The sequence below is a fragment of the Candidatus Termitispirillum reticulitermitis genome (assembly GCF_054655775.1).
Genome location: NZ_BAAIHG010000019.1, coordinates 1 through 22,040 on the forward strand (window position 1 = coordinate 1; position 22,040 = coordinate 22,040).

A 22,040-nucleotide genomic window follows, 5' to 3' on the forward strand; every position below is an offset into this window, starting at 1 on the left:
AGATTACGGCGCCTAATGAGGTATCGTGGCGTGCGAGGACGGAGTCGAACGATAGTGCTGCTGCGACCTTTGGGGCGAGTGCGGACTATCGGTTGTTTGGGAATGGCACGGTTGGTTTATCGTATAGTGGTCTAATCAAGGGAGACTATTCAGAGAACACAGCAGAGGTTAGCTTCAAGTGGAGCTTCGGAAAGTCCAAAGCAGAGACAGAAGCCAGAGCTAAAAAAGAAGAAGTTAAAAAAGCAGTATATTACGCTATATAAGAAAAAGGGGGCTTTTGCCCCCTTTTTAAGTCTTTGACTTATCCCGCACTACTTTATATCCTATCAGTATGAAACGGCGAACGCTCAATGCTAGCAAAATTCATATTATCCGATAAATCGGAATTTCAATTTTAACTTGAAAATTAACTAAGCAAGTGTAGAATATCAGTTATGTCTAGCGAAATATTTATGCGGAAAGCTTGCGAACTAGCTAAAATTGGGCGTGGGCGCACTGGTGGCAACCCGTGTGTGGGCGCAGTTATAGTGAATGATGGTGTCATAGTGGGCGAGGGGGCACATCTGCAGTTCGGCTGTGCGCATGCAGAGGTGAATGCATTAAATGTCGCTGGGGCTAGAGCAAATGGGGCTGTTCTATATGTAACGCTAGAGCCGTGCAGCACCTATGGCAAGACGCCCCCATGCACCGATGCTATTATAAAGGCTGGTATTAAGCGGGTATATATTGGGGCACTTGACCCTAATCCAAAGCATACGGGGAAAGCTATCGCCGTATTAGAAGCCGCTTGTGTGTCTGTTCAGACAGGCGTTTTAGAGCAAGAATGCACGGAGCTTATCAGGGATTTCACTAAGTTAATCACTACTGGGCTTCCTTATGTAGTGGCAAAGGCTGCCCAGAGCATAGACGGGCTACTGGCGACAGCTAGCGGCGATTCTAAATGGATTAGCAGTGAAGTTTCCCGCAGACGTGTTCATCAGTTGCGTGCTGAGGCTGATGCTGTTTTGGTAGGCGTAGGCACAGCACTAGCAGACGACCCGCTTCTAACTGCACGACTGGTTGAGGCGGACAGACAGCCTGTGCGAGTAGTGTTTGATTCCTCCTGCCGACTACCGCTCACTTCAAAACTGGTAGCGAGTGCCCGCGATAAAGTAGCTCCTTTAATCGTTGTGGTTAGCGAATGTGCGCCAAGTGAGCGTGTGAGGGCACTTAGAGATAACGGCGTGCAAATTATCACCAGTGGCACTACTCAGGTGGATGTGGAGTTAGCGTTAAGAGAGCTAGGCAAAATTGGCATTAAAAATATCATATTAGAGGGGGGCAGGACGCTCTTTAATGAATTTATATCAAAAGGGTTCGTTGATAGAATGCTTATATTTATAGCACCAATCTATATAGGAGATGCGAAATATATAAAGGACAGCAGAGAGTTTGTTTTCGGCGGTGCAACTTTGGATGCGACTGGGGGGGCGGGCGACATTGTTCTTGACATATTGCCTGCCCAGCGTTAGTCTAGGCTATGTATCAGACTACGCTTGCTGAAAACTTTGCCTTTTCTGGGGTTGGACTTCATAATGGCAAGGACGTGCGAGTGCACGTGTTGCCAGCTGTTGCAGACACTGGGGTGCAGTTCCGCAGGGTGGATGTCCAGAACTGTCCTTATGTCCGCATCACTCCATTCAATGTAAGCTCTACGCAACTTGCGACTACCGTCCAATGTGCCGACTTCCCTATCAGCACTATAGAGCACGTGATGTCTGCCCTGTATGGACTAGGTGTTGACAATGCGTATATAGATGTTGAGGGGGCTGAAATCCCCATACTGGACGGTAGCGCGCTACCTGTGGTGGAATATATCCGCAAGGTGGGCGTTATTGCTATGGAGAGCAAGCGAAAGTATATGATTTTGCTTGAACCGCTGGAGCTGGAACACGAGAGCAAATTTATTTCTAGCGTTCCGACAAACGAGTTAAAAATCACCTTTGATATAGACTATCCACACAGTGCTATCGGCAAGCAGTCGCGCACGTTTGTATTGACGCCAGATAGCTATGCAGACAGCGTAGCTAATGCCCGCACGTTTGGCTTTGCCAGCGAGATAGAGGTGCTCAGGCGTATGGGGTTGACGCGTGGCGGTTCGTTGGACAATGCCATAGTGGTGGATGATAAAGCGGGGATACTGAACTTAGAGGGGTTGCGTTCGCAAGATGAGTTTGTCAGCCATAAGATTCTTGATTTGATTGGCGACCTTTCGCTAATCGGACACCGCATAGTAGGACACATATCAGCTGTGCGCTCAGGGCATCAGGTTAATAATATGTTTGCGCGCAAGCTAGTAGAATCGTCTTCTTATTACAAGATAACAGAACTAGACGGCGTAACTTATGGCGGTTATAAGGGGTATGGCTACATAAAGTAAGAGGCTTGACATTTTTTATAAAAAGACTATTATAGTCCACTAAAAGGATATAATATATGAACGATATTTTGCGCATTGGGTTAGACGTAGGTTCTACTACCGTGAAGGTTGCCGTTATTAACGATAATGGCGATATGCTGTATTCAAACTACCGCAGGCATTTTTCTGATGTCCGCAAGACTATGATGGATACTATTGAAGAGGTCTGTCGCAATTATTCTGGTGCTGTTTTCACTATATCAGTTGCTGGTTCTGGCGGCATATCAGTGGCTACGTGGCTGGGCATACCTTTTGTGCAGGAGGTTATCGCCGCCACCGCCGCAATAAAGCGGTTCATACCGCAGACCGATGTAGCTATTGAGCTTGGTGGCGAAGATGCGAAGATTACGTTCTTTGATGCAGGCGTTGACCAGCGAATGAACGAAACCTGTGCGGGTGGCACGGGTGCATTTATAGACCAGATGGCATCTGTGCTACAGACAGATTCTGCGGGGCTTGATGGGTTGGCACAAAATTACACCACTCTATACCCGATAGCTGCACGTTGTGGTGTGTTCGCCAAGACGGATGTTATGCCTCTGTTGAACGAGGGTGCACCTAAAGAAGATATAGCGGCATCAATATTTCAAGCTGTTGTTGACCAGACCGTCGGCGGGCTAGCCTGTGGACGTAGCATACGTGGCAATGTGGCGTTTCTGGGCGGACCGCTCCACTTTCTGCCGCAATTGCGCAGACGATTTATTGAAACGTTAAAGCTCACAGGTGAGCATATAGTATTCCCTGAGAATGCCCATTTTTTTGTGGCTATGGGTGCGGCATTGCTGTCAAAGGACTATGAATCAACTGGTGCTAAATCGCTCCTAATGAAGATAGATGAACTGAAAAACAGTCCTTATGAGCCTGAGATTTCTCCGCTAGAGCCGCTATTTGAATCAGAGGAGGAGTTAAATACCTTTGTGGCTCGGCATGATACCTATGCAAGCAATGTGGAATGTGCTGACATTAAAGACGCTAGCGGTGATTTGTTTCTAGGACTAGATGCTGGCTCTACCACCACAAAGGCAATATTGTTAGATGAGGCTGGGCGCATAGTATATACATGGTATGACTCTAACAGGGGCACTCCACTACTCAGCGTGATAGATGTGTTGAAAGACCTATATAGCAAACTGCCATACACAGCGCGTATTCGCAACTCTGCAGTGACGGGCTACGGCGAACAATTGTTACAGGCGGCACTTGGCATAGACATAGGCGAGGTTGAGACACTTGTTCACTGCCATGCGGCTGCGCATTTCGTGCCGAATGTATCGTTTATACTAGATATCGGCGGGCAGGATATGAAGTGTTTGTATGTGAAAGACGGCGTTATAAATAAGATTGTGTTGAATGAGGCTTGTTCGTCTGGTTGTGGTTCATTTGTGGAGACATTTGCAGGCTCGCTTGGGATGAATATTAGAGACTTTGCAAAAGAGGCGTTGCTAGCGAAACACCCTGTTGATTTAGGTTCGCGTTGCACGGTGTTTATGAACTCAAAGGTAAAACAGGCGCAGAAGGAAGGTGCTAGCGTAGCGGATATATCTGCTGGGCTATCGTATTCCGTTATAAAAAATGCACTTTACAAGGTGATAAAGGTGGCTCAGCCAGAGGAATTGGGCAAACATATAGTGGTGCAGGGTGGCACGTTCTTTAACAATGCCATACTCAGGGCTATAGAGAAGTTAGTTGGTGTTAATGTCCTGCGTCCGAAAATTGCAGGGCTGATGGGTGCATTCGGTGCGGCGTTAATAGCTAAAGAGCGTGTAGATAGTGAGAAAGAGTCTAATATTATATCTGCTGAAAAGCTAGCTGTGTTCACCGTATCTAGTAATAGCTACCGTTGTCAACTATGCTCTAACCATTGTTTGATAACGGTTAACACCTTCCCCGGTGGCAAGAAATTCATATCGGGCAACCGTTGTGAGCGCGGGGCAGGGGTGCATAAGAAACAAGAGGTTTTGCCAAACTTATTTAACTTCAAATATGCGCGACTGTTTGAACACTATGTGCCATTGCCTAAAGACAAAGCTACCCGCGGGGAGATTGGCATGCCGCGTGTGCTGAATATGTATGAGAACTACCCGTTTTGGTTCACATTATTTACAAAGCTGGGCTACCATGTGACACTATCGCCTAAATCGTCCCGCGAGCTGTTTAATTCAGGGCTTGAGACGATACCCTCACAAACGGTTTGTTTCCCTGCAAAGCTGGTGCATGGACATATTGCAAGTCTGATAGCACAAGGTGTCAAGCGGATATTCTACCCCGCTGTTCCTTATGAGGTAGAGGAATTTATAGATGCAGACAACCATTTTAACTGTCCTGTTGTGGCGAACTACCCAGAGGTGATACGGCTGAATGTTGACGATATAAAGCTGAATGACATTGACTTTGTAGAACCTTATCTGCCGATAGACCATCTATCAAAGCTCGCTGACAAACTGTATGATGCGCTGTCCCAGTATGGAGTTGCTCGCCATGAGATACGAAATGCTGTGAAAGATGCTGCTAAGGAGCAAGCGGCATTTAGGTCTGATATTCGCAATGCAGGGGAGAACGCACTGCAACAGATACGTGAAACAGGTGGCTATGGCATAGTGCTGGCGGGGCGTCCGTATCATCTTGATAATGAGATAAACCATGGCATACCAGACCTGATAGCTAGTCATGACGTAGCGGTGTTGACTGAAGATTCTGTCTCGCACTTAGGCAAATTGCTCTACAAACTAGATGCTGTTGACCAGTGGGTGTATCACTCTAGGCTATACAGGGCGGCTAACTTTGTGGCTGATACCGACAACCTAGAACTTGTGCAGCTCAACTCGTTCGGTTGCGGGTTAGATGCTGTAACAGCAGAGCAGGTAGAGGAAATCCTTGCCACAGCGGGCAAAGCACACACGCTGATAAAGATAGATGAAGGCTCCAACCTTGGGGCGGCGAGAATCCGTGTCCGCTCGTTGCTTGCTACTATGAGAGAGCGTGGTGGAAAGGCTCAACCTAAACGATATATACCGAAACGCGCACCAACGTTTAGTGCTGATATGAAAGACACACACACGATACTGTGTCCGCAGCTGTCGCCTATACATTTCCACATGATGCAGGACTGCCTTGCCCCTTATGGCTACAAGCTAGAGTTATTGCCAGTTGCTAGCAAGGCGGACGTTGAAGAGGGGCTAAGGTATGTGAACAATGACGCTTGCTATCCAGCCATTACAGTTGTGGGGCAGCTTATACATGCGCTTAAATCAGGCAACTACGACACAGAGCGAACTGCGCTTATTATATCGCAGACGGGTGGTGGTTGTAGAGCTACTAACTATGTGCGCTTTTTACGCAATGCGGCGACTAAAGCGGGGTTCCCAAATGTGCCTGTTATTCCGTTTAATATGGGAAGTATGGAAAGCGGCTCAGGATTCACCATTACCACAGGGATGACTATACGGATGATGCATGCAATCCTATATGGCGATATGCTCCTGCGCATTACTAACAGAACGCGCCCTTATGAGACAAAAAAGGGGTATGTAGATAACTTGGCTATGGAGTGGATTAAAAAGCTAAAACCTGCGGTGCAACGCGCAAATCGTAAAGAATTTGTTCAGAATATTAACGGCATGGTTGAGGAGTTTGACAAGATTCCGCAAATGGATATAATCAAGCCGAAGGTCGGTGTTGTAGGCGAAATATTGGTAAAGTTTCACCCCGATGCGAACAATCACTTAGTATCGGTGATAGAGGCTGAAGGGGGTGAGGCTGTAGTGCCAGACTTTATGGATTTCGTGCTTTATTGTTCGCTTGACAACGTTCACCAACATCAGTTGCTATCAGGCGGGCTTGGCAAGCGCGTGTCCAGTGAGGTGCAAATCGCATTTATAGAATGGTATCGCGATGTAATGAGACGTGCATTAGTCAAGAGCAAGCGGTTCGGCACGTTCTACACAGCGAAACATCTAGCGGAACTGGTGGATGGGCTGGTATCGCGTGGCAATCAAACGGGTGAGGGGTGGTTGTTGACCGCTGAGATGATAGAGTTAATCAAAGGCGGTGCGCCCAACATTGTGTTAGTGCAACCCTTTGCTTGCCTGCCGAACCACATCACGGGCAAGGGCGTAATGAAAGAACTGCGCCGCCGTTACGATGATGCCAACATTGTGGCTGTGGATTACGACCCTGGAGCAAGTGAGGTCAACCAGTTGAATAGGATTAAACTGATGATGTCTGTAGCACTCCAAAATATGGATAAACATAGACAAGAAGCGATAAATGCCTGATAAAGTAGTTATGAGCGGACTGCTGGACGTGCTCGTCTGTCCAAATTGCAGGGGAATTTTAGAGCTGACGAGCTACGAAAAAAATGCTAGCGAAGATGTTCTTGTTTGTGGTAAATGTAGATTAGTATATCCCGTGAGGGATGGTATCCCAATGCTCTTAATGGAGGAGGCAGTCCCGTATGAAAATCATACCAAAAGAGGTTGAGCCACCTAGTCAGCGGATGTTCGTATTCCTAGCATTGACGATGCTTGCCAGCTATCTGAGTTTTCAAGGCTGGCAGATGTTGATAACAAACTTTGCCGTAGAGGATGTGCATTTCAACGGGTTGCAAATGGGTATCACGCAATCTGTGCGGGAAATTCCCGGTCTGCTATGTTTTTTTGCGGTGATAATGCTTGCGTTTGTTAGAGAATATCGGCTTGCTAATATATTCATCTTTTGTTTGGGAATAGGGGTCTTTTTCACAGGTTTCTTCCCGTATTTTCACGGCATTTTAATCACTGCTTTTATTATGTCGTGCGGGTTTCACTTTTACGATACGTTGAGTCAGTCTATGGTGTTGCAATATTTCGGGCAGAAGTCCGCTCCGCTCGTGCTAGGCTCGCTCAGGGGGCTAGCCGCAACGTCCAGCATATCGGTAGCGGTGCTAGTGCTAATTTTATTGACGATATTTCCAGAGTATATGAACTATAAACGGCTTTTAATGATAATAGGTAGTGGCACTATTATAATCGGGCTTGTATGCCTGTTTTTGAGACCTGCCCGCACGGATTTGCCCATCCAGACGCGCAAGATACGGTTTAAGCGTGAGTATTGGCTATATTACCTGCTGACTGGGTTAGCTGGTGGCAGACGGCAGATATATTTTTCATTCGCTACGTATCTATTGGTCAGCAGGTTTCATTTCAGTGCGGTGCAGATTGTGGCGTTGTTTCTGCTGAATAATATCATCAACTTTGTAATGAACCCGCTAATCGGCAGGCTAGTTGGAATGTTTGGCGAGCGCAAGATTATGACATTTGAATATTCATCTGCGATTATTATATTCAGTCTATATGCGTTTAATACTATACCGGCTGTTGCGGCGGCGGCGTATGTGCTAGACCAATTTTGTATGAATATGCAGATAGCTGAGCGCACGTTTTTTCAGAAGATTGCCTATCCAGAGGATATTGCAACTGGCACGGCAATGGGGTTTGGGATTATGCACATTGCGGCGGTGTCAATACCGATAATTGGCGGAATGCTCTGGCTTGTGAACTATAAGATAGCGTTCTTTGCGGGTTTAGCGATAGCTGCAACGAACCTGACCTTTGCACAACTGATAGATAGAGAAAAGGCAAAAGCGCAGGTGCGTCTAGCCGCGCGGCAGGAGGTTGCTGTTGCTTAACAGGGTGCTTTTAGAGCGCATAGTAGCGATAGTCGTTGCTGGTGTGGCATTTTTTCTGCTATACACTTACAATGTGAATTCGCTCTGGACATTGGTATTGTTCTGCCTGTCGTTACCGGGGCTGGTGGCAATCATATATGGAGCGTGGTGCATGGTGAGGAGGTTTTAATGTCTGCTATGCTCTATCCCAGTGGCATATAGGTATGAGGTTATTGCAATATTTTACAAGAGTTTCAGCATCACCAGCAAACGAGTGAGTTTCTCCTACTAGGCAGGCAACTCTGCGCAAATACTCTTGCTTGGTGTTATGTAGAATTTCATATTCAGCCCCTTCGCAGTCAATCTTTAACAGGGCGCATTTCTGAATATTGTTTTCCTCAAAGATTTTGTCTAGCGAAACAGACGATACGTTTTCGCCCGAGTTCTCGTTTGAGGGGATAACGGCAGCACCATTGGATAAGGTCATACTAGCGGTGCCAGAGCTTGGCAGGGTGTAAATATGCACGTTTCTTCCGTCCTTTGTGACGGCTAAATTGAATGCACTAATCACGCCGTCGGGGATGTTGTTTGCTCTGATATTTTTAATCAGATTGCTGTAGTTTTGCTTAACGGGTTCATAAGCATAAATCTTAATGTTTGGGTATTTTTTAGCAAGATAAATTGAAACAGCACCAATATTTGCACCTATATCTATAATGCAATCTCCATCCTTAAAATTCATATTTAACACGTTGTGTGCAGCTCCATGTGAGTTCATCTCACGAGTGGCTATGTATGCTGTTCCAGACGAAAGCATATCGTAAAGTTTAAGCTTAATACCACCAATTTCAACTTCACAGAGTTGGTCTTTTTCGGCGCATAGCGTCATCAACCATAGCTTTATATCAGACATTTCCTTTGCCTGTTTCTCTGCCAGCCTGTAAGTTGGACTCAATCGGTATATTAAGTGACGCAGTTTTTTGAGTGGAGTTGTAGTCGTTTCTTTGACTTTGTAGGGGCAGTCCCTGCCAGCGCATAACTTCATCAACCACGTCTTTATTTCTGAGAGTTCCCCTGTCTGCTTCTCAACCATCTTGTATATTGGATTTAGCCTGTAGATTGCGCGGCACAGCTTATTTATCATAACTGTGCCTCAGATATGGCATTATTTTTGCTGTGTGTGTGTGTGTGTGTTCCAACCTTCATAACTACCTCCAAATAAGCGAACGTAATAGTGTAAAAAGTTGTTTAAGATTTGTCAATTAAATTTTGCGTAAAATAATCCTCGCAGCCAGTTGCTCTTTTCATTACGTGTGATATAATAGCAAAATGTTATAGAGCTAACACCACCGACTGGGACAGGTGGAAAATTGAATACGCCGATAGTGTGTGCTTAATGTCAATTAGCCACTATTTTGTCAATAAGATAATAATTGGATAAAAGCTAGAAGTTATGCAGTTAAACATAGAACGAACTGATATTGAAAACTCGTCCATTCCGCTTGGCACTGGCTGGCTGCTTGGGCGGTGCATGGAAGGGCGTGGCAGACAAGAGCTATACACTAATCAACTGCCTGAAGTCTTAAATGCTTTATTAGAGCAGGCAATCGTGCAGAGCGTGGAGTCATCAAACAGGATAGAGGGAATATCTACGTCCCCAGCACGGCTAGTGTCGCTATTGAACGGCGATATTAAACCTATTGAACGTCCCGATTTAGAACTGCTAGGCTATAAGAAAGCACTAAACTTCATATATACGTCTGATGATATAGTCTTAAATACTAATTTTATCTTAACTTTACATTCTATGTGCTGTGCTAACAGCGGGCATGCGGGCAGTTTCAAGACCACCAACAATGACATTATAGAGATTTTACCTGACGGTAGCAGACATGTTCGGTTCACCCCTGCATCCTCTAGCGACACGCCAGCACTAACAAGCCGACTTGTCAGCGCATACCAAGAGTCAAAACTGCCACCGTTATTGAAAGTGGCTACATTTATATTTGACTTCCTATGCGTTCACCCATTTTTAGACGGTAATGGACGTGTGTCGCGACTGCTGACCACTGCACTTCTATTAAAAGAGGGGTTCATTGCTAGCCGCTACATCAGCCTAGAACGGCTTGTAGAGGAGCGCAAAGAGGAATATTACGAGACGCTACGGCTATGCTCGCAGGGTTGGCACGACGGAGCAAATAGCATAACGGAGTGGTGGGGGTTTTTCCTTTCTATACTAAAAGATGCCTATAAAGCATTTGACGACAGCGTAAAGGAGCAGGACGTAAAGTCTCCCAAAAGTGAGCTAATACGTAGGAATGTTTTATCTATGACGGGTAGTTTCACGCTTGCAGAGGTGTCACAAAAATTGCCCAGCATAAGCAGCTCACTTGTCAAAAAAATCCTCGCTGAACTAAAGAGCGAGGGAGCATTGCAACAATTTGGCGTGGGCAGAGGGTCAAGGTATTCGGTGAATGGATAGCAACGTTTGCTCTTTTCATTAAGTGTGATATAATAGCAAGATGTTATCTAGTAAAATTTCCGTGATAATCCCGATGTATAATGCGGGACGCTATATTGCGCAATGCTTAGAGAGCATTATCTATCAAACCCATGAAGATATTGAAATTATAGTGGTGAACGACGGCTCTGCAGATAATAGTGCGGAGATTGTGGAACAATATATCGCCAGAGATTCGCGAATTAGACTGATAAATCAAAGCAATTCTGGTGTGGCAACCGCCCGCAACAATGGACTAAATAGTGTTAACCTCACGGGGGGGTATATCCATTTTATGGATGCAGACGACTATCTCTACGACTTAGACTACTACGAAAAGATGCTCAGCACAGCTATTGCAACAGATGCGGACATCACGCGTTCAGGGCTTTATGATGAGAGTGCGGGCTATAGCTGGTTAAAATATGACCACTCATATATAGCAAAAACACTAGACGACAAGATAAAAATGTATCTAATGCCCGTGTGGACGTCACTATTTAAGCTCTCGTTCCTTAAGGACAACAACCTGCATTTTGATACTGCTCTGTCGCAATCAGACGATATGGTGCTGAACTGGGAAGCGACTGTTCTTGCCAACAAAATTGCCGTTTGTCCGCATGTATTATACTATTATAGAAAGACAGAGGGTTCGCTAGTCAATGCAAATAACGAGCAGGCGCAAATCAGACGGACGAGAGAGCGCGCGCTCCGCTTTGAAAAGCTTGTCGCCCTACAGAAAAAATACAATTTTGTAATTCCAACACCAGCCAAGCCGGTACCGCTCATCACAAAATATAAATTGTTTTCAGTGCTCACCCTGCTAACCAAAAAGGCATTTCCCAGCAAGCTCAAATATTACCTGTTCGGCGTGCTACCCGTGCTTACAGTAAAGGGGAGATAGCGAGGACAATTTATTTATTGTTGACAAGTTTCAAGTCTTTGACATTTTTGCCAGTAACAATTGAATGACCAGTTGTGCTTTCCAATTTTTTACGAGCTTCATGTGCGACCGCACCACCTTGCTGTGCAACTTTTATATTTTCAGATAACCCTTTAGGGGATTGTTTTTGTGCAATTTCCGTTGTGGAAGCTTCAGCCAGCATGTTCAAAATTAGTTCAAGGTTCGTCATATTGTCGCGAAGATTTTCCTTAGTCAATCCTTTTAGTCTCTTATAGCTGCGGGCATTTATCCCTGCCCAAGTTTTATAAATTTCATCGGTAAGAATTGCATATTCTTGACCTTTTTTGATTCCGCTCTTGTCCCATTCGTCAGTCATAGATTTTCGGACTTCAATCGTTTTTAACCTTTGATTTATCCATTCAAGTGAGTATCCTTTTTTGGCATAAGTTTCCAATGCACGATTGATAGCGAGTTCAGGGTCAACTAGCTCGTCTATGTGCTCGGAGCCAATGCGAGCAAGCCATAACTTGAACGGTTCCGCCTTTGGACTCGGAATTGTTTGAACAAGACGCAAAATCTGTTCAGTATCTGCGACATCAGTGTTATAAAATTTCCCATCCAACGCTCGCATTTTCAGTTGGGTAGTATTGCTACCCAACTCACTTCCTTCCTGTCGTAACTTGTTTCGCAACCATTTCCAATAATTTCTAACTTTTTGATAATCTGGTTGACTAGTTAGAATGGCAATCACATCATGTATGGAAAAATACCATTTTTCTTTCTCCTCATCCCAAAGGGTGCGGATATTTTTATCTTCGAAGAGTTTTATTGATGTGGGCTGATTCATTAGATACCTTATAGCACAATTATAAACAGCAAGTCAAATATTTTTATGGTTCAAGCCTAGTTTAGATTGACTTAAAGTTGATATAAACTATTTTCAGTGCTCACCCTGCTAACCAAAAAGGCATTTCCCAGCAAGCTCAAATATTACCTGTTCGGCGTGCTACCCGTGCTTACAGTAAAGGGGAGATAGCAAGTTCAGGTCATCCCAAAGGGTGCGGATATTTTTATTTACACTACTTGGCACGCTTTTTGCTTGTGACTCCTCAGGTAAGGGGTGTGCAATGGATTACAAGAGGGGCTTTCGGCGGGTATTAGTGGCTAGCATAGCTATACTAGCGATGTCTTGCGCAGGCAAGAAAGCTGGCTCTGCGTCTAGTCTTGCCCCTGCCGACGGCTACAAAGAGGAGCTTGCGGCTTACGAACGTCAAAAGGCTGCTGGAGCGCAAAGCCCGTCTTTGTGGAGTGACGTTGGCGGACGCGGCACTATGTTTCTTGACTATAAAGCCCGCCTTGTGGGTGACGTGGTCATTGTCCGAATTGTTGAAAGCTCTACTGCTAATAACTCCAACCAGACCAATGCCAGTCGCACATCAAACTATGCTTCTGGTGTGACTAATATATTAGGCTTACCGGGCAGTATGGGTATAACCAATTTCTTGGGTAGCGGCAGAGATTTTGACCCAAATATTGAAGCGACTACCAACAATACTTGGGGTGGCAACGGCAGTAAAGAAAAGTCTGATAGTATTAACGCTACCATTGCCGCACGTATTGTGGGTGTGCTTCCATCTGGAAACCTCCTGATAGAGGGGCGCAGGGAGTTAGTGGTTGACCAAGAAAAGCAGACGATTACTATAAAGGGTGTTGTGCGGCAGAAAGATATTGACGCTTCTAACACTGTGGTATCAAGTGCCATAGCTGATGCGCAGATTGCATATTCTGGCGATGGTGTCCTGTCAGATGCGAATCGCAAAGGCTGGTTAGCTACTGTGATAGATTGGATATGGCCATTCTAATGAAACACTTAAAGTTGCTACTTATAATGTCTTATGTGGTAATTTTTGCCACAGATGCACTAGCTGTCGTGAAAATTCGCGATATGGTTAATGTTGAGGGCATTAGAGATAATCAAATTGTAGGCTACGGGCTGGTTGTTGGCTTGAATGGCACTGGCGATAAAAACCAAACCAAATTTACAGGGCGTTCTCTCGTTAATATGCTAGAGCGTATTGGTATCACCGTTGACGAGAACACTGTTAAGGTAAAGAACGTTGCGGCTGTTATGGTGACGGCAAGTTTGCCGCCATTTGCAAAGCCGGGTCAGAATATTGATGTGACTATCTCATCTATAGGCGATGCTAAGAGCATTGAGGGTGGCACATTGGTGCTTACTCCGCTTTCTGCTCCTAATGGACAGGTCTATGCGGTGGCGCAAGGCTCAGTATCGGTAGGCGGGCAGGGCAACACTGGCGGAACGGCAGGTGGGACGGGCAAGAAAAGTCACCTAACGTCAGGGCGCATACCGAACGGTGCTGTAGTGGAGCGCGATATTCCATTTAAGATGAATACTGATAAGATAGAGCTTTCATTTAATAAATATTCACTTGCCGATGTGGTGAATGTTAAGACGACAATCAATAAATTTATCGGCTCAGAGGTGGCATCTATTACATCGCCGTCCAACGTATCGGTGAAACTACCTGCTGATGGGCTGAAGGGTAGCAGTTATTATGATTTTCTCAATAGTTTGTTAAATCTTGAAATACAGCCTGAAACATTTGCAAAGGTAATATTAGATGAACGCACAGGCACTATTGTGATGGGGAGTGACGTTCGTATCAGCACTGTAGCAATATCGCACGGCAGTCTAAATATTACGATAGCAGATGGCGTTCGGATAGACCGAACTCAGGATGTTTCGGCGCCTTCGGCTGAAGAAGCAACTGAAGAGAATCCAAATCCTGCATTGCCAGAGCCTAACAAACAGAGGGATAATCGCGTGATGATGTTGCCTGATGGCGTATCGGTAAGCGACCTAGTCAAGGCATTGAATGCAATAGGTGTGGGTGCTGGCGAACTTATGGCGATATTGCAGTCTATAAAGGCGGCGGGCGCATTGCACGCTGACATACAGGTGATATAATGGCAGGTGTGGCAGGCTTAGTTGATAACATAGTAGCAAATAGGGGCAATGCTGCTCTGGATAGTTTGTCCGCTATGAAAGGGCGTGTTTCTGATAAGGAACGCTTGAAGGTAGCCTGTCAAGGTTTTGAAGCTATGATGAACCAAGTTATGTTACGTGCTATGCGAGAGGCTGTGCCTGATAACGGGTTTATAAAACGTAGCAGTGCAGAGAAAATTTGGACTGATATGCTTGATGAGAAGTATGCTGATACTATGGCAAAGAACAATGTTGGCGGGCTTGCGGATATACTTTATAAATCGCTTGAACCGTCTGTAAAATAAATTATTTTTTGTGCTTGATTTTTGAGGACGACTGGTGTATAGTTTAGGAAACGGCGATGAAGGAGCATTGAGATGAGAATAAGCGAAAGCTACAACAATGATGTTGTGAAGGGGTTTGGCAGAAACGTGAGTGAAAGCAATAGGGCGGCAAATGCCACTTATATGGGCGAACCCGCAGCAACGAATGCCAGCAAGGTTGATTCGCTCGACTTCTCTAGTTCTCGCAAGATTGCCGACATCGCTGTTCAGCTGCGTGAATCTGCTCTGGAAGGGCGGAAAGAGCGCATTAGCGAACTTAGGGAGCAAATCAAGAGTGGCACTTATCACGTATCTAGTCGTGAGATTGCTGAGCGGATTGTTTCTGATAATGGTAAGCTAGCTGACTTTGATTTCCGTATAAGCTAAGTTATCTACCCAACCTGTCGTCCTCCACACTGGCATTAGCTTGCTTTGGAGGGGGTTATGGAACGCATGGACAGTGTTCGTCATCTGTTAGAGATGTTGACATCTTTGGTCAGCCTCTATTCGGAACTGCTTGGGTTGTTATTGGCTGAGAAAGAAGCCATAGCCAAGTGGGAAACTAAAGAAATTGTTGAAGTTACCAAGAAAAAGGATGCCCTTCTAACGAAAGAGGCTCAGCTCAACGTTGCTCGCACAGACCTTATCGCTCAGATATCTGTGGAGTATAGTGCCCCAATGAATAAACTTTCTGACATTATAGACGTTGTCCGCGGAGTGGACTTGAACCTCTCTGATGAATTAGAGAACGTAGGGTTTGCTCTAGTGGAGTTAGTCTCTAAGATTAGTGCAGAAAATCTTGCCTTGAGGAGTATTTACAATACAAACAGCAAGTTAATTGTGGATTTCTTCTCGGCTATCGGTATGACCAGCTTGTCGGGCTATAAGACATCTATAAACACGCCCCCTATGCTGCAGGTAATGGGCTAATGGGGGTTGTAATATGAGTAATTTATTTGGAATGTTATACACTGGCGTATCAGGACTGCTGACTACGCAGGTGCAGATGGATGTGACAGGGCATAATATCGCCAATATAAACAATCCAAACTATACGCGTCAGCGTGCTAACATAGTGTCAACTTCTGTCAGTGTGGAGCAAAATGGTGCTTTCGGGAGCGGGGTGAAAGTGGCAGAGGTTGTCCGCATATATGACGAGCTGTTGGTAAAGACTCTGCGTAAAGAGGCAAGTGCCCTTTCATACTGGACTAGCACGCAAGAGGTGATGATAGAGGTAAAAACCTATTTCAATGAGTTGGAGCAAGATATGGGTTCGGGGCTTGGCGAGCCACTAGACCGCTACTTTAAGGCATGGCAAGATTTAGCAAACACTGCTCCAGATGGTTCTAGTGACTCTGCGGTTAGGCGCACAGAGCTTATAGAAACGAGCATATCGTTAGTAACAACCATCAAAGAAAGCCGTTCTAGCATTGTTGATATCCAGAGGAATATTGACGATACTCTAAAGACTAACATAGACGACATAAATATGCTTGCAGTGCAGATTGCGGACTATAACAAACAAATCCGTTTGACAGAAGCATCTGGCGAGCACGCCAACGATTTGCGCGACCAGCGCGATACTTTAATCAACCAGATAAATGAGCTAGCAAATGTCTCGGTAATAGAACAGCCTAATGGTGCTTGTTCGGTATATCTTGCAGGTATGCCTATTGTGGATGGTGCGGAATCTAGCATCCTATATACAGCATCTAATTCAGAGACAGGTGGCAAGCTGGATATCTATTGGTCAACAGGCAACTGGTATGATAAGGGGCGCAATATCACCAGTATGCTTGATGGCGGCTCTATCGCGGGCAAAGTTAATATACGGGATGGACTGCTAGAGAACTACATTAGCCAGCTAGACGCTCTTGCGACTGCTCTGATAGACGAGACTAACAAACTGCATTCAGCAGGACAGGGGTTAATGAAATATTCAAGCCTAACTGCGGGTAACCCTGTGGGTAATCCTGAATATGCGCTCGGTTCAAAGGTAGGCAGTTTCCCGTCTGCCGTGCAGGAAGGAACGTTCCGAATTAACGTCTATGATGCTGGTGGTAACCTAGCTGATACTTATGATATAGCTGTGAACCCTAATGTTGACACGTTGAATGGCATTGCAACTAAAATTCGTTTGGCAAGCGACAATTTATCGGCTGATATATTAAAAGCCAATGTTGATAGAACGGGCGCAATGCAACTATCAGTTCCAGCGGGCTATACGTTCTCGTTCGGGACGGACACGTCTAACTTTCTATCAGCTGCGGGCTTTAATGGTTTCTTTACAGGTAAAGACGCATCAGATATAAATGTGAACAAATTTCTGGAAGATAACCCTAGCTATATCGCCACCAAGAGCGAGGGGGGCAACGGCAATAACGACGTAGCTCTGAGTATAGCTAATTTGCGCACTCAAAAGGTAATGCAAAAGCAAACATTGAGCCTTGAAGGGTTCTATGCGGCGTTTGTGGGACAGGTTGCCATAGACAAACAGCAGGTGGATATATTTGTTGCCACGCGGACGATGACAGTTACGGAATATACTAAACGCCTGCAGTCTGTGAGTGGCGTATCAGAAACAGAAGAAATGACGAATATGTCTATGTTGCAACGCGTCTTTGAGGCGAATTCGCGCTATGTCAATGCTGTTGACCAGATGCTGCAGATTGTAGTAAGCAGTCTAGGGCTGGTCGGCAGGTAATAGGGGCAGGGATATGAGGATAACCTTTAGGTATCAAGCGGTCACTTATCAGGAATCAATGCGGGCAAGCCTTGATAAGTATATGAAGGCTATGGAGGCTAGCACTAAGCAACGCACACTGCTAGACCCAGAGAGTGCACCCATATCCTATATGTCGGCTTACGGGCTACAGCGGACAATATTTGAGGTAACCAAGTTCACTGATAATGCTAACACCGCAGGCGACTGGCTTGGGCAAGCTGAAACGCAGTTGCGTGAGGCTCTTGACATCATCAGCAAAGCGCGCAATCAGATTGCCGTGAATGGCAACAATAGCACGTTAGATAGTGCAGGTCTGCGTTCGCTAGCACAGGAGGCATTGGAGTTATATAATAGATTTTTTGATTTATCCAATGCCCAATATTTAAATAAATATATCTTCGGCGGACATGAAACTGATACGCCGCCTTTCCAAAATCAGAAAAACTCTGTGACGGCTCTTACGCAGTATGTGGGACGGGGCGGTAATGTTACGGCGAAATCGGCTTTTTCTGATATGTCTGAGATGGGGTCGGGGGAATACTTTGTGAGTGTAAGAAAGGGGCGCGGAAATGTCTGTTACCTGTCAATTACCGATAAATATAATAATCCAGTGATGATAGATTCTAACTCCAGTGATGACACAACCCGCACTGGCAACGACCTGACAAAAGAGCTATCTTTCCAATATCAACCCGGGTTAGTTATAGACACTGGGCGCGGGGTATCTATTACCCTGCCGAACGTGTCGCTGGAGCAGTTTGAAGGGGTGAACTATCGGTTCAACTACACGGCGGGGGCGTATCCTACCTATTTTGGTGACGACGGGATTATAAATAATATTATAGGTTACAATCAAACCGTGCCTATCAACTTTCCCGGTAGCGACCTGTTTATGCAAAGCGCACGCACCCTTAGCAGTCTGCAGTTGTATTCCAAAGCGGGTGCTTATGTTACGAAGGGGACTAGTTTTGCCGATATAAAGGGCACAAATGTAGGGCAAGGCGATTCGCTCACTGTATCGGGAACAGACCACCTCGGCAGACCGCTCGGTGCGGCTGTTGCGCTAGCTACGGGTAATGTCAAGCTAGACCTGCGTGGCACTACTGATGAAGAGCGAACGCTTACATTCGGATTTGGTGGTGACTACTATCAGATAACGATTGCTGAGAGTGGCTATAACAGCATTGATGAACTTACAGTTGCACTTAATCGTGAGCTTGCTTTTGCAAAATATATGGGTCCGCAGGACTCTCTACGCACGTATACCAGCCTGACCGACATAGCTAATTATCACTACGACGAGGTTAGCAAACTAGATAGACCGTCTGGTAGGACGGTTGATTTGACTAGCCATATACTTGTAGGGACTGATGGCGACAGATTGTCATTTTCTACCAGTGAAGTCGGCAACCACACACTGCTAAGCATTACAGGGGGGAAGTTTAACAAATTGGGGCTTGACGACCAGACATTGGTGGCACTCGGCAAGGATACGGTATTTGAGGTAGGGTATAACTTAACAGAATTTGATATGAACGATATAAATGTGTCGTTTAATCTGAATAGGAGCGATTTGAATGGGCAATACGGCATAACGGTCAATGGGGAAACTTTATTCGTATCTGGACTGGATAGCAGTAGTTCCTATGCTGATATTGCATTGGCGATAGACCAAGCTCTGGAGAATGCAGGATTTGGTTATTCTATCAGAGCGCATGCAACAGATACTAAAGATATAAATAATAGTGTAGTTAGCGGGGTATTCACGCTATCGTTCACCACACAGAATATTACTTATGACAAGGATACGTGCCTAGCAGTCAGAATTTATGCAGATAGCACCAATCAATATTTATCTGCAAATATTTCTAATAAACGAGCTTTCCAATGGGATTTCAATGGTAATTTGCGGACTAATTTAGATACACTGCCCAGTTTTGATATGTATATTGCTGATTGTATGGTTACCGTTAGCGGGCTTAACTCAACAAGCACTAATGCTGAGATAGCTATGGCTATCAATAGGGCAATAGTAGATTCTGGACTGGGCTTTAACGTATCGGCTACTGTTGTAGATGGAGCTACGGGCGAGTTCAATATTATTTTAGTGGACGCCCCCTCTGTCAATGCCCCGAAAGTGACTCCTATCAAGAACATCGGGGACTTTATGAGCTTTTTAGATAACTTATACGGCTCTACCGTCAACGTCACGATGAAGGATGGACGGCTCAATGTGGAGGATGTCCGTTCTGGCACTAGCAAATTGTCTATGTTTGTAGAGAGTAATAATCAAGGCATCTCAATGACGGCAGGCGATGAGAGCGTTATAGCTAGTGGCAGATACACTGGCTATGAGGACACTCGCTGGAATGTTGTATATACAGTTGAACCAGAAGCAGCACCTAACGACAAGCTACGAGACGTGAAGCTTACAATATACGACAATGAAGGCAAACAAGTATTAACGCGTGAAATAAAGGATTATCGTGGCGAGCCGATTACCCTGCGGCATGGGGTAAGTATAGTGCTAGACGATGCTCCGACTAGAAACCCTATAACTGGAGCTATTGTGGAAAACTCATTCTCGCTGGAGTTGAAGGCAAATCCGTCTTTAAGTTTTGGCGATATGAGTATGGTAAAGGACGGCACAAGCGCAAATGCGTTCGCTACGTTGACTAATCTATACACTGCACTTGAGAACGCTTTAAGTATAGGTGCATCTACTGCACCAAGCTCGTGGACAAATCCGATACCATCTACGGCACTGCCCAGTTTTGACGGCACGTTCGGTGGTAATTATAATGCTACTTGGAACTATGAGGTGCTCTCTCCAGAGGGCAAGTCGCAGTATTATCTGCAAAAGCCCTATGCTTTCACAACAGGCACGTTGAACTATAACGCTGATATGGTTAACGGAATGTTGACGGGTTCAGCTGTTAAAACCCTTGATTTCACAATTCAATATTATAATAACGAAACGGGGATACGTGAAGCCACCTTTGTATCTGTTGACTTATCTGGTGTGACTGACCAACAATCGCTATCGGATGCGATATTGAGTAGGCTTGATACGCTTGGTGCTGGTATGCATGGGATGCGTATAACTAATCAAAATGGGAAACTCCAATTTGAGACTCTTGCAGGCTCAAAGAGTGTATCTGTAGTCCCCGCTGATGACTATGCCGCATATATTATGGGGCTAGACGATGGGCGCGCACAGCAAATGGCAAATAATTTTGGGGAAAACTATGGAACAACGTTTGTTATAAAGCATTTTGATAGTGCAACGTCTGGTTGGATTACTGCAAGTGTCACGTTGAGTGGGCATTACGATAGCACTACGGATGTTATAGCTAGCATAAACAGCCAGCTTGCTACTCTGAGTGCTGCCGCTACTGCACGGTTAGATAGCGAGGGCAGACTAGAGTTTATTGCGGCATCTATTCCGCCTGTGCCGTTCTTCTACGAGGTAGTGGCGACAGAGAATGATGCGCTGGGGCTTGGCAACTCTGTGCAGAAATATCTGAAAGGAGGCGTTAGAATACCCCTTGATATGACTACGCTCTCAAGCGGACAGCGCGGGCTAATCGTATCGGTAGGGACTAACCAATATAACGTGGAGTTGCCAGCAAGGGAATACGCTAGCGTTGCGGAGGTTGCAGCAGAAATTAACAGCCAGTTGCTTGCGCAGTCTGCTCCAAGCGAGATACTGGCGACTGTTGGCATAGATGGCTCACTAGCTTTTACCACGCCGAGCGACACAGCCCTTTCATTTAACGTAGAGGGGGATTACAGCGGCACATTAGGCTTTGTTAAGACAGGGGATAGAGCAAATATTAGGGTTACAGATGAAAGAGGCGCACTTGTTCAAAATGTTGTGATGAACGCTGCTGATGTTTATGTAGACGTAAAGGATGGGCATAAACTGGCGTTTAATACAGGGACGCTGGTGTATGCGGACAGCTTTAAGGCGGCAATCGGTTCGGGTGTGGGATATGAGCTTGAGGTTATGGATTCGGTTTTTGAGCAAATGAACTTGGCGTTGACTCAGCTCGGCACGCGCACGTCGCGTGTGGATACGGTGTTAAAGTTTAATCAGTCTATAGTTATGACTGCGGAGACGCGAAAAGCGGTTCATTTGGGGAGCACTACGTCTGATTTGCTGTTATTAGCCAGCAATCTGACGCTTGCTGAGGAGGCATACAAGGTGTCAATGGCAACAGTGACGCGTATGCTGTCAATATCAATAATGGATTTTTTGAGATAAAAATATTTTTATAAAATACACTTTACATGGGTGCAAATTTATAATATAGTATCGTTGTTTATATTGTGATGCGTTCATGTAGGGCGTACAAAGGAGATGTGCATGTCAAACGATAAAGATGCTAAAGTGGTGCAGGTGCCAAATGTGCCACTGTAATCCCCCTCTACGTTAAATGAAAGGGCTGTGTCGCTCGGCGTGGTAAAAGCTAGTGA

At 45.4% G+C, this 22,040-nt stretch carries 18 protein-coding genes; 16 read left to right on the plus strand and 2 right to left on the minus strand.

All coding sequences use genetic code 11. The features are described from left to right. The 7 genes from AC1MDJ_RS03425 to AC1MDJ_RS03455 form a co-directional block, all read left to right on the plus strand. Positions 1 to 263 (plus strand): hypothetical protein (locus AC1MDJ_RS03425; protein WP_479689555.1); only part of this gene is annotated, 263 nt, incomplete at its 5' end. Positions 264 to 434: 171 nt separating this feature from the next. After that, positions 435 to 1,511 (plus strand): bifunctional diaminohydroxyphosphoribosylaminopyrimidine deaminase/5-amino-6-(5-phosphoribosylamino)uracil reductase RibD, encoded by a 1,077-nt coding sequence (gene ribD / locus AC1MDJ_RS03430; RefSeq protein ID WP_479689556.1) that lies wholly within the window; start codon positions 435 to 437, stop codon positions 1,509 to 1,511. 8 nt (positions 1,512 to 1,519) lie between these two features. Further along, positions 1,520 to 2,419, plus strand: a complete 900-nt coding sequence (lpxC, locus tag AC1MDJ_RS03435) for a UDP-3-O-acyl-N-acetylglucosamine deacetylase (protein WP_479689557.1) — start codon at positions 1,520 to 1,522, stop codon at positions 2,417 to 2,419. A gap of 56 nt (positions 2,420 to 2,475) precedes the next feature. Continuing rightward, positions 2,476 to 6,732 (plus strand): acyl-CoA dehydratase activase-related protein, encoded by a 4,257-nt coding sequence (locus AC1MDJ_RS03440; protein ID WP_479689558.1) that lies wholly within the window; start codon positions 2,476 to 2,478, stop codon positions 6,730 to 6,732. Further along, the gene (locus AC1MDJ_RS03445; protein WP_479689559.1) at positions 6,725 to 6,937 is read left to right on the plus strand and encodes a Trm112 family protein; all 213 of its coding nucleotides are present in this window, start codon (positions 6,725 to 6,727) and stop codon (positions 6,935 to 6,937) included. The genes AC1MDJ_RS03440 and AC1MDJ_RS03445 overlap by 8 nt, the downstream gene beginning before the upstream one ends. Continuing rightward, entirely contained in the window at positions 6,912 to 8,123 is a 1,212-nt protein-coding gene (locus tag AC1MDJ_RS03450) for an MFS transporter (RefSeq protein ID WP_479689560.1), read from the plus strand. Before AC1MDJ_RS03445 ends, AC1MDJ_RS03450 begins: the two co-directional genes overlap by 26 nt. Further along, the gene (locus tag AC1MDJ_RS03455) at positions 8,116 to 8,292 is read left to right on the plus strand and encodes a hypothetical protein (protein WP_479689561.1); all 177 of its coding nucleotides are present in this window, start codon (positions 8,116 to 8,118) and stop codon (positions 8,290 to 8,292) included. Before AC1MDJ_RS03450 ends, AC1MDJ_RS03455 begins: the two co-directional genes overlap by 8 nt. Positions 8,293 to 8,298: 6 nt before the next feature. On the opposite strand, the gene AC1MDJ_RS03460 is transcribed toward AC1MDJ_RS03455, so the two are convergent. After that, positions 8,299 to 9,246: an FkbM family methyltransferase gene (locus tag AC1MDJ_RS03460; RefSeq protein ID WP_479689562.1), complete on the minus strand. Its 948-nt coding sequence runs from the start codon at positions 9,244 to 9,246 to the stop codon at positions 8,299 to 8,301. A gap of 309 nt (positions 9,247 to 9,555) precedes the next feature. On the opposite strand from AC1MDJ_RS03460, the gene AC1MDJ_RS03465 reads away from it, so the two are divergent. Then, positions 9,556 to 10,584, plus strand: coding sequence for a Fic family protein (locus AC1MDJ_RS03465; RefSeq protein WP_479689563.1), 1,029 nt, complete (start codon positions 9,556 to 9,558; stop codon positions 10,582 to 10,584). Between the two features lie 40 nt (positions 10,585 to 10,624). Continuing rightward, the gene (locus AC1MDJ_RS03470; protein ID WP_479689564.1) at positions 10,625 to 11,506 is read left to right on the plus strand and encodes a glycosyltransferase family 2 protein; all 882 of its coding nucleotides are present in this window, start codon (positions 10,625 to 10,627) and stop codon (positions 11,504 to 11,506) included. 10 nt (positions 11,507 to 11,516) lie between these two features. Here the strand turns inward: AC1MDJ_RS03470 and AC1MDJ_RS03475 are convergent, their stop codons facing one another. After that, on the minus strand, positions 11,517 to 12,353 hold the full coding sequence (locus tag AC1MDJ_RS03475; RefSeq protein ID WP_479689565.1) for a BRO family protein: 837 nt from the start codon (positions 12,351 to 12,353) through the stop codon (positions 11,517 to 11,519). 280 nt (positions 12,354 to 12,633) lie between these two features. On the opposite strand from AC1MDJ_RS03475, the gene AC1MDJ_RS03480 reads away from it, so the two are divergent. From AC1MDJ_RS03480 to AC1MDJ_RS03510, 7 genes are all read left to right on the plus strand, one after another. Further along, the gene (locus AC1MDJ_RS03480) at positions 12,634 to 13,368 is read left to right on the plus strand and encodes a flagellar basal body L-ring protein FlgH (RefSeq protein WP_479689566.1); all 735 of its coding nucleotides are present in this window, start codon (positions 12,634 to 12,636) and stop codon (positions 13,366 to 13,368) included. Continuing rightward, positions 13,356 to 14,495, plus strand: a complete 1,140-nt coding sequence (locus tag AC1MDJ_RS03485; RefSeq protein WP_479689567.1) for a flagellar basal body P-ring protein FlgI — start codon at positions 13,356 to 13,358, stop codon at positions 14,493 to 14,495. Before AC1MDJ_RS03480 ends, AC1MDJ_RS03485 begins: the two co-directional genes overlap by 13 nt. Before the next feature lie 8 nt (positions 14,496 to 14,503). Continuing rightward, complete coding sequence (locus tag AC1MDJ_RS03490; RefSeq protein ID WP_479689568.1) at positions 14,504 to 14,818, plus strand: rod-binding protein; 315 nt, start codon at positions 14,504 to 14,506, stop codon at positions 14,816 to 14,818. A 72-nt stretch (positions 14,819 to 14,890) separates the two neighbouring features. Continuing rightward, complete coding sequence (locus tag AC1MDJ_RS03495) at positions 14,891 to 15,223, plus strand: flagellar biosynthesis anti-sigma factor FlgM (RefSeq protein WP_479689569.1); 333 nt, start codon at positions 14,891 to 14,893, stop codon at positions 15,221 to 15,223. Positions 15,224 to 15,280: 57 nt separating this feature from the next. Continuing rightward, on the plus strand, positions 15,281 to 15,766 hold the full coding sequence (gene flgN / locus AC1MDJ_RS03500; RefSeq protein WP_479689570.1) for a flagellar export chaperone FlgN: 486 nt from the start codon (positions 15,281 to 15,283) through the stop codon (positions 15,764 to 15,766). A gap of 13 nt (positions 15,767 to 15,779) precedes the next feature. Continuing rightward, positions 15,780 to 17,540, plus strand: coding sequence for a flagellar hook-associated protein FlgK (gene flgK / locus AC1MDJ_RS03505; RefSeq protein WP_479689571.1), 1,761 nt, complete (start codon positions 15,780 to 15,782; stop codon positions 17,538 to 17,540). A 13-nt stretch (positions 17,541 to 17,553) separates the two neighbouring features. After that, positions 17,554 to 21,828 (plus strand): hypothetical protein, encoded by a 4,275-nt coding sequence (locus AC1MDJ_RS03510; protein ID WP_479689572.1) that lies wholly within the window; start codon positions 17,554 to 17,556, stop codon positions 21,826 to 21,828. The last annotated feature ends 212 nt before the right edge of the window (positions 21,829 to 22,040 follow it).